General features: G+C 62.5%; 9 protein-coding genes. 4 read left to right on the top strand and 5 right to left on the bottom strand.

Features of this window, described 5'->3' with window-relative positions; translation table 11 throughout:
* Positions 1-3 precede the first annotated feature (3 nt).
* Together NKH13_RS00180 and NKH13_RS00175 are read right to left on the bottom strand one after the other, a co-directional pair.
* The gene (locus tag NKH13_RS00180; RefSeq protein ID WP_352465602.1) at positions 4-1,380 is read right to left on the bottom strand and encodes an MFS transporter; all 1,377 of its coding nucleotides are present in this window, start codon (positions 1,378-1,380) and stop codon (positions 4-6) included.
* Positions 1,381-1,569: 189 nt separating this feature from the next.
* Positions 1,570-6,354: an NAD-glutamate dehydrogenase gene (locus NKH13_RS00175; protein ID WP_352909709.1), complete on the bottom strand. Its 4,785-nt coding sequence runs from the start codon at positions 6,352-6,354 to the stop codon at positions 1,570-1,572.
* Between the two features lie 134 nt (positions 6,355-6,488).
* Between NKH13_RS00175 and NKH13_RS00170 the strand changes: the two genes are divergently transcribed.
* Positions 6,489-7,052 (top strand): peroxidase-related enzyme, encoded by a 564-nt coding sequence (locus NKH13_RS00170; protein ID WP_352909706.1) that lies wholly within the window; start codon positions 6,489-6,491, stop codon positions 7,050-7,052.
* Positions 7,053-7,189: 137 nt separating this feature from the next.
* Complete coding sequence (locus NKH13_RS00165; RefSeq protein WP_023678126.1) at positions 7,190-7,513, top strand: YciI family protein; 324 nt, start codon at positions 7,190-7,192, stop codon at positions 7,511-7,513.
* 9 nt (positions 7,514-7,522) lie between these two features.
* Here the strand turns inward: NKH13_RS00165 and NKH13_RS00160 are convergent, their stop codons facing one another.
* A complete protein-coding gene (locus tag NKH13_RS00160; protein WP_352909703.1) occupies positions 7,523-8,137 on the bottom strand; it encodes a LysE family translocator in 615 nt (204 codons plus the stop codon).
* Positions 8,138-8,532: 395 nt separating this feature from the next.
* On the opposite strand from NKH13_RS00160, the gene NKH13_RS00155 reads away from it, so the two are divergent.
* A complete protein-coding gene (locus tag NKH13_RS00155) occupies positions 8,533-9,159 on the top strand; it encodes a DUF1062 domain-containing protein (protein ID WP_352909700.1) in 627 nt (208 codons plus the stop codon).
* Between the two features lie 59 nt (positions 9,160-9,218).
* Here NKH13_RS00155 and typA read toward each other — a convergent pair whose 3' ends face one another.
* Positions 9,219-11,048: a translational GTPase TypA gene (gene typA, locus NKH13_RS00150; protein WP_352465599.1), complete on the bottom strand. Its 1,830-nt coding sequence runs from the start codon at positions 11,046-11,048 to the stop codon at positions 9,219-9,221.
* 198 nt (positions 11,049-11,246) lie between these two features.
* Between typA and NKH13_RS00145 the strand changes: the two genes are divergently transcribed.
* A complete protein-coding gene (locus tag NKH13_RS00145; protein ID WP_352909698.1) occupies positions 11,247-11,528 on the top strand; it encodes a hypothetical protein in 282 nt (93 codons plus the stop codon).
* Positions 11,529-11,569: 41 nt separating this feature from the next.
* Here NKH13_RS00145 and NKH13_RS00140 read toward each other — a convergent pair whose 3' ends face one another.
* Entirely contained in the window at positions 11,570-13,144 is a 1,575-nt protein-coding gene (locus NKH13_RS00140; RefSeq protein WP_352909695.1) for an alkaline phosphatase D family protein, read from the bottom strand.
* Positions 13,145-13,232 lie beyond the last annotated feature (88 nt).

The raw sequence follows: 13,232 nt of genomic DNA, 5'->3' as shown, positions 1-13,232 counted from the left end.
AGCTCACTCCGCGGGCCGATCCGCCGGATAGGGCGTGCCGATCAGGATCGCCATGCCGGCGCCGAGGAACAGCACAATCGCCGCCATGCCGAGCCGCGCTGAGCCGCTGGCCAGGGTGATCGTGGCCACCATGAAGGGTGCGGCAAAACTCGTTGCCCGGCCGGCCAGCGCATAGATGCCGAAATAGCGGCCCGATTCGGCAGCGGTGACGCTGCGCGCCATGTAGGAGCGCGACGATGCCTGCACCGGCCCGAAGGCAAGCCCGATCAGCAGGCCGTAGAAAATGTAGGCTTTTTCAGCCGCCGTGCCGAACAATCCCCCGCCGTCCAGTCCGGGCATCACCCAGGCACCGAACAGCGTATAGCCCGGGCCGGTCGAGACGATGCCGATGGTGGCAATGCTCAGCATGACAAGCGAAATCATCACTATGGTCTTGGACCCCAGTGCTGTGTCGAGGCGTGCGGCAACCAGGCAGCCGACGATGGCAACGACGTTGAGGATGATGCCGAACAGGCCGATCTCGGTAATCGACCAATGGAACATTGCCGCCGCAAACGTTCCGCCCAGCGCCAGCAGTGCGTTGACGCCGTCCTGATAGATCATGCGGGCGACGAGAAAGCGAAAAATGCCGCTACGCTTGCGCACTTCGGCCAGCGTCGACTTCAGTTCCGATAGTCCCTCGCGCACCGCCGGCCCGATTGGAATGCCTTTGATCGCATCAGGCGTGAAGAAGAACATCGGCAGGATGAACAGGAAATACCAGGCCGCCGACAACGGTCCGGTGGCGCGCGCGTCCTCGCCTAGCCTGGGATCGAGGCCGAAGATCGGGTCGAGCCCAACGACGGTCTTGCCGGTTTCAGGCGAGCCGGCCATGACGGTAACGACGAAGATCAGCGCGATCATGCCGCCGAGATAGCCGAGCCCCCAGGCCATGTTCGAGATCCTGCCGATGTCGCTCTTCGGCACCAGGCGCGGCATCATCGAATCATTGAACACGGTCGAGAATTCCGCCGCGACCGACGCCAGCGAGAACAACGCCACGACCAGAAAAAGATTAGAGCCGGGCGCGGCGAACCACAGCAGAGTGAGGCAGGTGATCTTGACCGCGGCGAAGAAGGCTATCCACGGTTTGCGTGGTCCGGTCTGATCGGCGATCGAGCCGAGGACCGGCGACAAAACGGCAATGACGAGGCCGGCGGCGGCAATGCCGTAGCCCCAGGCCGCTTGCCCGGTCTCCGGATTGCTGGCCATGCGCGAGACGAAATAAGGACCGAAGATGAAGGTGGTGACGACCGTGAAAAACGGCTGTGCCGCCCAGTCGAACAGCATCCATCCCCAGATGCCGCGTCCCGATGCCCGCTGCACTGCCATCTCAGCCATGTCCCCTCCGCTGGAGCTTGCTCCATGCCGATCGAATCGGAATGATGCTCCGTCTTCTGTTGAGCACGATCTTGTCCAAAAGCCGATCGTCACTTTTTGGGATCATGCTCCGGCGCCCCCCCAAAGCAGGGCGCCGTTCGCTCTATAGCGCAGTTCTTCCCGGCAATCCCGCGCGATGTGGAAGACGTCTCACAGCCCCGTCAGATCGCTCATCAGGCCGGACGCCACCGACAGCCGCGACACGGTGATGTCGCCGCCCTCGGTCAGAGCCTGCAGCCGCTCGCGGATGCGTCCGACCCGTTCGCCGCCGGCGTCCAGCCATGCCGTCACCGGATCCGCCGCCTCGGCATGACTGGTGAGTGCCGCCACGGCGATGCCGCGCCTGGCCGCGCCGATCGTGTCGGTGGCGCGGGAAAGCGCCAGTTGATCGTAATAATCCGAGGGCGTGATCGAGCGCGCCGCATCTTCGACGCGCGGGATGCGGAAGACATCGCTGACTGCAAAAAACGCCTTGGCGGCAGCGACGATGCCGGCATTTGACGTCCGCGCTGTCAGCGCAATGTCGGGGATGAGTTCCGCCACATCGGTCAACGCCAGCTGTTCGGCAACGCTCTCCGGCGCGCCGCCCTTTGACAGGCTGTGCCGCCGCTCCTCGATCCGCTCGCGCGAGAAGGCCGGCAGCAGCGAAACGAGCTTCGGCTCCAGCGCCTTGCGCGCATCCTGCAACTCGGTGATCCGCTGCCCAAGCGGTGCGGTGTCGGCATCGTTCTTCAGGTACCAGCCGCTGGTCACATAGATCAGCCGGCTGACCGCCTGATAGAGGTCGAGCTGGATCTGCCCGTCGATCTGGTTGTCGAGCGCGTCGATCTGGCGATAGAGCGCCGGCAGCGCAAAGCCATCCCGCACCACGGCGAACGTGCGCACGACATCGGCGGCACTGCGCCCGGTCGCTTCCTGCAGCCTGTTGACGAAGGACGGGCCGCCGCGATTGACCAGATCATTGGCGACGACACGGGCGATGATCTCGCGGCGGAGGCGATGGCCGTGGATTTCCGCAGCATATTTCTTTGCCATGCGGTCGGGAAAGTAACCCATCAGGTCGCGGTCGAAATGCGGATCGTCCGGTACGTCGCTTGCGACGATATCGGAAAACAGCACGATCTTGGCATAGGCAAGCAGCACGCCGAGCTCAGCCCGGGTCAGCGGCTCGCCGCGCGTCTCGCGCTCGGCAAGGGCCGCCGATGACGGCAGCGTCTCGACGGCACGGTCGAGCAGCCCGCGCGCCTCCAGCGCCGCCATGAAACGGCTCTGATGGGCAATGTCGGCAAGGCCGCGCTTGCGGGCAAGGGACAGCGCCAGCGTCTGCTGGTAATTGTTGGACAGCACCAGGGCGCTGACCTCATCGGTCATCTCGGCCAGCAATTTGTTGCGCGCTGTCCGGGTCAACGATCCCTTGCGCATGGCGGAAGCCAGCGCGATCTTGATGTTGACCTCAACGTCGGAGCAGTTCACGCCGCCCGAATTGTCGATCGCATCTGAGTTGCAGCGGCCGCCATTCAATCCGAATTCGATGCGCGCCCGCTGCGTGACGCCGAGATTGGCGCCCTCACCGATGACTTTGGCACGCAGGTCGAGCGCGGTAATGCGGATCGCGTCATTGGCACGGTCGCCGACGTCCTGGTTGGTCTCGCCCGATGCCCTGACATAGGTGCCTATGCCGCCGAACCACAAAAGGTCCGCCGGCGCCTTGAGGATGGCACTCATGATCTCGACCGGCGTGGCCGTTGTCTTGCCGAGGCCGATCGCTGCAGCCGCGGCGGCCGGCAAGGTGATCGACTTCTGGCTGCGCGAGACGATGATGCCGCCTTCTGACAGCTTCGTCTTGTCGTAATCCTGCCAGCTTGAGCGGGCGAGAGCGAACATACGCCGGCGCTCGGCCATCGAAGCCGCCATGTCGGGATCGGGATCGATGAAGATGTCGCGATGATCGAAGGCAGCGATCAGCCGGGTCTGCTCCGACAGCAGCATGCCGTTGCCGAACACGTCGCCCGACATGTCGCCGACGCCGACGACAGTGAACGGCGTGGTTTGGATGTCGCGGTTCATCTCGCGGAAATGGCGCTTGACCGCTTCCCAGGCGCCCTTCGCGGTGATGCCCATCTTCTTGTGGTCGTATCCGGCCGAACCGCCGCTGGCGAAAGCGTCATCGAGCCAGAAGCCGTGCTTTTCGCTGATGGCGTTGGCGGTGTCCGAGAAGGTCGCCGTGCCCTTGTCGGCGGCGACGACGAAATACGGATCGTCCTGGTCGCGCCGCACCACGCCGCCCGGCGGGATGACGCCGTCCAGCCCGATATTGTCGGTGATCGACAACAGGCTGGAGACGTAATTCTTGTAGGCGGCCGTGCCGGCCTCGAAAATGGCGTCGCGCCCGGCGCTCATCGGCAGCTTTTTCGGGTAGAAGCCGCCCTTGGCGCCAACCGGCACGATCACCGCATTCTTGACCTGCTGTGCCTTGACCAGGCCGAGCACCTCGGTGCGATAGTCCTGGGCACGGTCCGACCAGCGCAGGCCGCCGCGCGCGACCGGGCCGAAGCGCAGATGCACACCCTCGACCTCGGAGCCGTAGACGAAGATCTCCCGCCATGGCCGCGGCGCCGGCAGCCCGTCGACCGATTGCGAATCGAGTTTGATCGCCAGCGATTGGCCCTTCTCTTTCGTATCGGCAACGAAATGATTGGTGCGCAGCGAGGCCTCGATCAGGTTCAGATAACGGCGGATGATGGTATCATCATCGATGTTGGGAACGTCTTCCAGCGCATCCGTGATCTTGGCCTTCAGATGTTTGGCCTGGACGACGCCTTCCGTTTCAGCCGTCGGGCCGAGGCGGGCGACGAACAGCGCATGCAGGCCGCGGGCGATCTCGGGATAACGGTTGAGTGCGGCGGCGATGAAATCCTGGCTCTGCGGGATACCGGCCTGCTGCAGATAGCGGCCATAGGCGCGCAGGACGCTGATCTCGCCCGACCACAGGCCGGCGGTCTGGGCAAGGCCGTTATAGCCGTCATTGTCGACATCGCCGCGCCAGACGGAAAGGAACGCATCCTCGAACAGCGCGCCGCCATTGCCGAGGTCGATCGGCCTGCCGTAGCTGTTCTCGAGTTCCATGTCGTGGATGAAGACCATGCCGGATTGGTTGTCGCCGACCCCGAAAGTGCGCTCGCTGATGACGCGGAAACCGATGTTTTCCAGCACCGGCACGCGCCGCGACAGCGCCACCGGGCTGCCATGGTGATAGATCTTCAGCGCCGCCTGATGCGGCTTCTGGTCGGCATGACGGTAATAGTCGATGGCGATCGGATTTGACGCATCGAGCTTGGCGATGCGCCCGGCGTCGGCCAGCGCCACGCCCGGCGAAAAACTGTCGCGATAACTTTCCGAAAAACGCGAGGCGATGGCCGTGAGTCTCGCATCGGCGCCGGTCTCGGTCGCGGTCTCGCGCAGTGCATCGTCCCAGGTCCGTACGATGTCGCGGATCGCCGCCTCGATCGTCGCTTGCTCGACCTTCGGCGTCTTGCCGCCGGAGCGACCGATGATGAAATGGACGCGCGCCAGCCCGCCTTCCGGGAAGGCCGGATAATAGGCCGACAGCCGGCCTTCGAAGACGGTCTTCAGATAGGTGCCGATCTTCTCGCGCACGACGCTGTCGTAGCGGTCGCGCGGCACGAAGACGAGCACGGAGACGAAGCGGTCGAACTGGTCGACACGCACCAATGCCCTGACGCGCGGCCGCTCGATCAAGCCCAGGATGGCTTCGGCATGCTTGCGCAGGATCGGCACCGGAACCTGAAACAGCTCGTCGCGCGGATAGCTCTCCAGCACGTTGATCAAAGCTTTGCCGGAATGGTCGCTTGGATTGAAGCCGGATTTGGCAATGACGGTTTCCGCCTTCGAGCGCAGATAAGGGATTTTCATCACCGAGCGCGTATAGGCAGTCGAGGTGAACAGGCCGACGATGCGCAGCTCGCCTGAAAGCACGCCTTTGCCGGTGTAGGTCTTGATGCCGATGTAGTCGAGGTAGATGCGGCGGTGCACCGATGACTTGGCGTTGGCCTTGGTGACGATCAGCGGTTCCGGCCCATGCAGGAAGGCGCGGATTTCCGGCGTCGTGCTCACCGCTTCGGTGCCGCGCCTGAGCACCAGCACGTCGGGATCGGAAAGGATGCCGAGGCCGGGCTTTTCGGCGCGCTCGAGCATGCCGCTCGTCTCACCGCCGGTGTAGTTGAATTCGCGCATGCCGAGAAAGGTGAAATTGTCGTCGCGCAGCCATTCGAGGAACGCGATCGCCTCGGTGACATGGGCCTTGTCGAGCGGCACTGGCGAGTAGCGGAATTCCGAGATCGCCTGGTCGAGACGGGCGAGCATCGGCTTCCAGTCGGTGACGGCGGCGCGCACGTGGCCGAGCAGCTTCGTCAGGCGTGCGGCCAGGCCTTCGGCCTGCTCGGCCGAAAGGCGGCCGATATGGACATGGATGACGCTCAGTCGGTCATGGCTGTGGTCGCCCTTGGCATAACCGCCATCGCCGAGGATTTCCTCGACGCCGTTCTTGCCGTGCCTGACGACTATGACCGGGTGGGTAACCAGCAGCGGCTCGCCGGCGCTCTCGGTGATCTCGCCAAGGACGGAATCGAAAAGGAACGGCATGTTGTCGTTGACGACGGTGATCACCGTCATCGGCCGGCCCTGGCGGACGACTCCGGAATCGACGTCTATGGCAACGACGCAGTCGTCCTTCTTGTGCCTGGCCACGGCGCGGCCGGCGAGTTCGGCAGCACGTTCGAGATCGATGACGTCGTAAGCGGCGACATCTTCGGCCGGAGCTCGGGCCAGCAAGTAGTCGGCAAGCCTGCCGGGCTTTTCGCTACCCTTGGCCGCGCTCATCTTTTTCAACTGGCTTGCGGATTTCAGGCCGGCCATGAGCTAATTCCCTCCCGTCATGTTTTTACAACTATCGTAGCAGAAGACGGGTATTTGGCGACAAAGGTTTGACGGCTTGCGACGAAATGTCGGAATTCACCGGCAGCCTGGCGAAAAACGAGGAGAAATCCGCCATGACGGACAAAATCACCGCGCTTGACCTGGCACCGGCGGAGCTGAGCGACGCGACCAAGGCTTATTTCGCCAAATGCCGGGAGAAGCTCGGCCTCGTTCCCAATGTGCTGCTCGCCTATGCCTTCGACGAGAAGAAGCTGCGCGCTTTCACCGACATGTACAATGATTTGATGCTGGGTGAATCCGGCCTGTCGAAACTCGAGCGCGAGATGATCGCGGTGGCCGTCTCGTCGGTCAACCATTGCTACTATTGCCTGGTCGCGCATGGCGCGGCGGTGCGCCAGCTTTCCGGCGACCCGGCCTTCGGCGAAATGATGGTGATGAATTTTCGCGCCGCCAAGCTGTCGGACAGGCAACGCGCCATGCTCGAATTCGCGGTGAAGCTGACCGGACAGCCGGCAAAGATCGTCGAAGCGGACCGGGCGGCGCTGCGGCAAGTCGGCTTTTCCGACCGCGACATCTGGGACGTCGCCTCGACCGCGGCGTTCTTCAACATGTCGAACCGGCTGGCATCGGCGATCGATATGCGGCCGAACGATGAATACCACGCGATGGCGCGATAGGGCGCCGCTGATGGAATCCAACCGCACATTATATTAGCTACTTCGCATTCTCGTTGCTTGTTTGCCGGTTTGGTCCGATGATCGGCATGCGGCATGACCGCGTGCCGGTTCGATGCCGCCGATCAAAGGAGGAGAACATGGCGAAATTTCTCTACGTCTATCACGGCTCGGGCAAGATGCCGACCGAGGAGGCCGAACGGAAGGCAGCGATGGATGCCTGGAACGGCTGGTACGGCAAGCTTGGCTCAGCCGTGGTCGACGGTGGCAATCCAGTCGGCATGTCGAAGACCCTGCTGCCCGGCGGCAAGGTCGAGAACAATGGCGGCAGCAATCCGACCGCCGGTTACACCATCATCGAAGCGAAAGACATCGACGATGCCGTCGGCAAAGCCAAGGATTGTCCTATCCTGACGGACCCGGGTTTCAGCGTCGAGATTGCGCCGATAATCGAAATGGGTTGACGCGCCGGCTCAGGACCGCGCGGCGATCGCCGCTGCAGCGCCGGCCATGGTACCGGCGCTGACGCGGTTGGCGATCTTCATCGCCCGCTTGCTCCTCAAGAGCTTGCGCGCCTGCGATGCAGCGAGCACCCAGGTCAAATCGATGGCGACCAGGACCACGGCCATGGTCGCCGTCAGCTCGACCCAGCCGACCATGCTGACCGAACCGAGGTCGATGATGGTCGGCAGCAGCGCCAGATAGAACATCATGATCTTGGGGTTGCCGAGCGTCACCGCCATGCCGGCAAAGAACAGCTTAGCGGGAGAATCTTCGCGCGGCAGCGAACCTTCCTTTGCCTCGACCGGTGCCGTCCACATCTTCCAGGCAAGCCAGCCGAGATAGCCGACACCGACCCACTTCACGACGACAAAGGCAAAATGGAACGTCTGCGCCACCACGGCGAGGCCGAACACCGCCAGTGACAGCCAGATCGCTTCGCCGATCCACATGGCAAGCAGGAACGGAAACACGTCGCGAAAGCCCTTTGCGATGACCCGCGCCACAAGAGCGGCGATCGATGGGCCGGGCGAGCCGGCGGCAACAAGCAGGGCGCCGGCAAAAATCAGCAGCGACGTGAAATGCATGACGCGGATCTCGTTTGAAATGTTTGGGTCGTTCAACATAACCCAACTGTTCCGGCGACGGTAGCGTCCACCGAAACAAGGCTTGTCGGCCAGGCACCTCACGGCTAGAGATGTCGTCCCGAAATCCTTTCCGAGCTTCACTTTGCCTACGTAACCGCCGGTCTCGTCAACTCCCCCAACACAGAGCAGGGCGTCGCAGTCGCGGTGCCTGTTTTCACATCATGTGTTCCTCAGGGCGGCGGTTCGAGACCGGTTTGGCACTGCTGAACCGCTGTCGCGCATAACCACCCGCGACACCTGATTTCCAACTGCCGCAGTCTCTCGCCACGCCGTGCCCGCAAGGGTTCTCGATATCGCCGATCTGACGAACTTCCCGACGGGAAGGGCTTTTCGGCATGCCTTCGATACTGCGTATCCGCTGGGCGATCGCGCCCAAAACCGCACCTCGACCTCACCTCAACTGCAATCGCTGCGGCGGCCTGAAAGCCTATCGCTGCAGCGGCAAATTCCGCGTCAACGCCAATGGCAAACGCATTGACGCCTGGTTGATCTACCGCTGCATCGACTGCGACAATTCCTGGAATTTCGGCATTCTGGAGCGCTGCAGCCGCCGCGATATCGAACCGGCAATATTGCAGGCGCTCGAAAGCAACGATCCGGTCCTGGCGCGGCGCCATGCTTTCGATGTTGCCGCATTGCGAAGCAGGATTGGGCGCGTTGAGGAGTTTCCTGAAGCCATCGTTCATAAGCAGGTGCTCGGGGACAGGCCGGAAAATACCAGCGCTCTCGAACTTCAGCTCTGGCTCGAAATGCCGACAGCCTTGCGGCTCGACCGGTTGCTGGCCAGCGAACTCGGTGTCTCGCGATCGCGGCTTCAGGCTTGGGAAGAGAAGCGATTGCTGGTGGTTGGTCCGGACGGGGCCAAAGCCTTGCGCAGGCCGGCTCGGGCGGGAACGGCGATCCGCATCCACCTGTCTGGCGAACCAGACCGGGACGGCATTATCGCGGCTGCCGGCGGGTAAGATAAAAAGGGAGGAAGCACGCACGTGCTCCCTCCCTCATAATGGCTGAGAAAAGTGGCTTATGCCGCGCCGACCACTTTCGCTGATTTTTCAAAACGCTTGCGCTCGTTCGGGTCGAGATAGAGCTTGCGCAGGCGGATGGTCTTCGGCGTCACTTCGACCAGCTCGTCGTCCTGGATCCAGGCCAGCGCGCGTTCCAGCGTCATGCGGATCGGCGGCGTCAGCTTCACCGCCTCGTCCTTGCCGGCGGCGCGGATGTTGGTCAGCTTCTTGCCCTTCAGCACGTTGACTTCGAGGTCGTTGTCCCTGGAATGGATGCCGATGATCATGCCCTGATAAACCTTGACGCCGGGGTCGATGACCATCGGGCCGCGGTCTTCCAGGTTCCACATGGCGTAAGCCACCGATTCACCCTGTTCGTTGGAGATCAGCACGCCGTTGGTGCGGCCCGGCAATTCGCCCTTGTAGGGTTCATAGGCATGGAACAGCCGGTTCATGACAGCGGTACCGCGCGTGTCGGTCAGCAGCTCCGACTGGTAGCCGATCAGGCCGCGCGTCGGCGCGTGGAAGACGATGCGCTGGCGATTGCCGCCCGACGGGCGCAGTTCGACCATCTCGGCCTTGCGCTCCGACATCTTCTGCACGACGACGCCGGCATGCTCCTCGTCGACGTCGATGACGACTTCCTCTACCGGCTCCAGCAATTCGCCGTTCTCGCCCTTCTGCATGACGACGCGCGGCCGCGACACGGCGATCTCAAAACCTTCGCGGCGCATCGTCTCGATCAGCACGGCCAACTGCAATTCGCCGCGGCCGGAGACGAAGAACGAATCCTTGTCCGGCGATTCCTCGATCTTCAGCGCGACATTGCCTTCGGCCTCGCGCAGCAGGCGGTCGCGGATGACGCGGCTGGTCACCTTGTCGCCTTCGGTGCCGGCCAGCGGGGAATCGTTGACGAGGAACGACATCGTCACTGTCGGCGGATCGATCGGCTGCGCGTGCAGCGGCTCGGTCACCGACAGGTCGCAGAACGTGTCGGCGACAGTGCCTTTCGACAAGCCGGCGATGGCGACGATGTCGCCCGCCTGCGCTTCGTCGATCGGCTGGCGCTCGAGCCCGCGGAAAGCGAGGATCTTCGAGATGCGGCCGGTTTCGACCTGGGTGCCGTCATGGTGCAGCACCTTGACCGCCTGGTTGGATTTCAGCGTGCCGGATTCGATACGGCCGGTGATGATGCGGCCGAGGAACGGATTGGCTTCCAGAATGGTGCCGATCATGCGGAACGGGCCGGGATGAACGGTCGGCGCCGGTACGTGCTTGATGACGAGGTCGAACAGCGGCGCCAGAGCCTGGTCCTTCGGACCTTCGGGGTTTTCCGAGACCCAGCCGTCGCGGCCTGAACCGTAAAGGATCGGGAAGTCGAGCTGCTCGTCGGTCGCGTCAAGCGCCGCAAACAGGTCGAACACCTCGTTGACCACTTCGACGTGGCGGGCATCCGGCCGGTCGATCTTGTTGATGACGACGATAGGCTTCAGTCCGACCTTGAGCGCCTTGCCGACGACGAATTTGGTCTGCGGCATCGGCCCCTCGGCGGCGTCGACCAGCACGATGGCCGAATCCACCATCGACAGGATGCGCTCGACCTCGCCGCCGAAGTCGGCGTGGCCGGGCGTGTCGACGATATTGATGCGGGTATCCTTCCAGTCGACCGAGGTCGCCTTGGCCAGAATGGTGATGCCGCGTTCCTTTTCGAGATCGTTCGAATCCATGGCGCGCTCGGCGACGCGCTGGTTGTCTCGGAACGAGCCGGACTGTTTCAGAAGCTGATCGACGAGGGTGGTTTTTCCATGGTCGACGTGCGCGATGATCGCGATGTTGCGGATTTTCATGTTTTGGTCTCGGGAGCGTTGCAGGCAGCAGGCCAAAAGGCGCTGCCTCTTTCGGTTGGGCGGCTCATACAGGGTTTTTCGCAATTGCGAAAGAGGAGGCGAGCCACCAAATAAAGTCACCAAATCTTAAATGTCTTGGTGTGAAGTGGAATTATTAACCAAGGCGGAACCTTTCATGGTCCGGGCAGTTCGAATTTCATGATCGACGCAGGCATCAGACTCCGGCCGATTTTGGCATGTACCGCACTCGCCGTCCTCCTCGCGGCAGGCGCGGCGCAGTCGGCCGCGTCGCTCAAAGAGACGCGGCCTGCCCTGCAATCCGACACGCCTTCGGCCGAGCAGCTTTTTGCCGATGCTCCCGATGGCGTCGACCCGGTTGTGACCGGGCCAGTCAGCGCCGCCTTCAAGCAAAGGCAGCAAAACGCTGGATGCGACAGCGCCGTCTGGCCCAACATTCCCGTCGTTTGCTATCCCGATTGATGCCACCCTTTGGGTGATCCCAGGGTAACCTCACAGTAGCCTCACGCCGACCGCACCGGATCGAGCGTGACCTTGTAGAGTTCATTGTCGTCGCGATCCATCAGCCGCACCGTCAACTGCTCGGTGATGCCATCGATGTCGACAAGGCCGAAGAACTGCAGGCCGGCCGACGGTGGCAGGTTCTGGCCCTGTTCGGCAGTCGGTGCCTTGATGAACTTCAGCTCCGGGCCGAAGGTCATGTCGAAACCATTCGGTCCGAACGTACCGGAATGGATCGGACCCGAAACGAATTCCCAGAACGGATTGAAGTCCTGGAACTGCGCCTTGTCCGGATTGTAGTAATGCGCGGCTGTGTAATGCACGTCTGCGGTGAGCCAGACAGTGTTACTGATACCCACATTCTTTATATAGCGAAGAAGGTCGGCAATTTCCAGCTCACGCCCCTTGGCCGGGCCATTGTCGCCATTGCTGACTGCCTCGGCCCCGACCTTCTTGGTACCGTCATTCCAGACCACGAGGCCGAGCGGCATGTCCGCGGCGATGATTTTCCAGGTTGCGTTGGAATTCGCCAATTCACGCTTCAACCACTTGATCTGCTGCTCGCCGAGGATGCGCGATTCAGGCGTCATCGTCTCCTGCATGTCCGAACCGTTGGGGCCGCGGTAGGAACGCATGTCGAGGAAGAACACGTCGAGCAGCGGACCATAGGCGATCTTGCGGTAGACGCGGCCGGGCTCCGACGGTTCGTAGCGGATCGTCGTCATCTCGTGGAAGGCGCGCGCCGCACGTGCCGCAAGCACATGGATTGACTTTTCGGTGTAGCGGTCGTCGGCCGACAGGTCCTTCGAGTCCGACCAGTTGTTCAGCACCTCATGATCGTCCCACTGATAGAAAGTCGGGCAGATGGCGCTGAGCGCAAGAACGTTCTTGTCCATCATGTTGTATTTCCACTGCGCCCGGTATTCGTCCAGCGTCTCGGCAACCTTGCGCTTTTCGTCGATCAGCACTGTGTTTTTCCACTTGCCGCCATTGGGCAGGTCGACCTCGTCCTTCATCGCGCCATCGGCATAGATCGTATCGCCCGAATGCAGGAAGAAGTCGGGCGTGTGCTTCGCAATCGTGGCATAGGTCTTCATGCCGGTGTCATCGATGCCCCAGCCTTGGCCGGCGGTGTCGCCCGACCAGGCGAAACGAATGTCGCGCTTCGAGGCAGGTGCCGTGCGGAAGCGGCCGACGATCGGCTCGGAAACGGCGTTGATGTCGGAAAGATCGGCCGCGACCATGCGGTAGAAGATGTCCTGGTCGGAGGCGAGATCGGTAAGCAGCCGCTTCACCGTATAATCGCTGGCCGGCGAGGTGTCGAGCGGCGCCAGGCGGACGGCATTGGCGAAGCTTTCCGTCGACGACACTTCGAACATGACGCGCGACGGCCGGTCCGTGCGCGTCCAGACCATGCCGCTGGTCGCGTCGACGTCGCCGGACTGAATGCCATGGGTGAAGGCCGGGCGCTGATTGGCGCGCGAGTAATAGGGAAGGGCGAGACCCGAGGCGCCGACCAGGCCAACGGCGCTGGCCGACGTGACGAAAGCGCGCCGTGTCATCGAAATCTTGTTCATGGCTGTCTCCTGGATGGCGTTGAACGTCGCCGCCAAGCTCCAGCTTCAATGTTTCAGGCACATTTCGAAACGATGAAGGTTTTCTGAC

This window comes from Mesorhizobium sp. M1348 (genome assembly GCF_040317925.1).
GTDB lineage: Bacteria > Pseudomonadota > Alphaproteobacteria > Rhizobiales > Rhizobiaceae > Mesorhizobium.
Note: the sequence above shows the minus strand (reverse complement) of the source record. Positions and strands in the feature narration are given on the sequence as shown.

Excerpts from the sequence above, each read along its gene's own strand:
- NKH13_RS00180 (WP_352465602.1), bottom strand. The coding sequence starts at position 1,380 with ATGGCTGAGATGGCAGTGCAGCGGGCATCGGGACGCGGCATCTGGGGA.
- NKH13_RS00175 (WP_352909709.1), bottom strand. The coding sequence starts at position 6,354 with ATGGCCGGCCTGAAATCCGCAAGCCAGTTGAAAAAGATGAGCGCGGCC.
- NKH13_RS00170 (WP_352909706.1), top strand. The coding sequence starts at position 6,489 with ATGACGGACAAAATCACCGCGCTTGACCTGGCACCGGCGGAGCTGAGC.
- NKH13_RS00165 (WP_023678126.1), top strand. The coding sequence starts at position 7,190 with ATGGCGAAATTTCTCTACGTCTATCACGGCTCGGGCAAGATGCCGACC.
- NKH13_RS00160 (WP_352909703.1), bottom strand. The coding sequence starts at position 8,137 with ATGCATTTCACGTCGCTGCTGATTTTTGCCGGCGCCCTGCTTGTTGCC.
- NKH13_RS00155 (WP_352909700.1), top strand. The coding sequence starts at position 8,533 with ATGCCTTCGATACTGCGTATCCGCTGGGCGATCGCGCCCAAAACCGCA.
- typA (WP_352465599.1), bottom strand. The coding sequence starts at position 11,048 with ATGAAAATCCGCAACATCGCGATCATCGCGCACGTCGACCATGGAAAA.
- NKH13_RS00145 (WP_352909698.1), top strand. The coding sequence starts at position 11,247 with ATGATCGACGCAGGCATCAGACTCCGGCCGATTTTGGCATGTACCGCA.
- NKH13_RS00140 (WP_352909695.1), bottom strand. The coding sequence starts at position 13,144 with ATGAACAAGATTTCGATGACACGGCGCGCTTTCGTCACGTCGGCCAGC.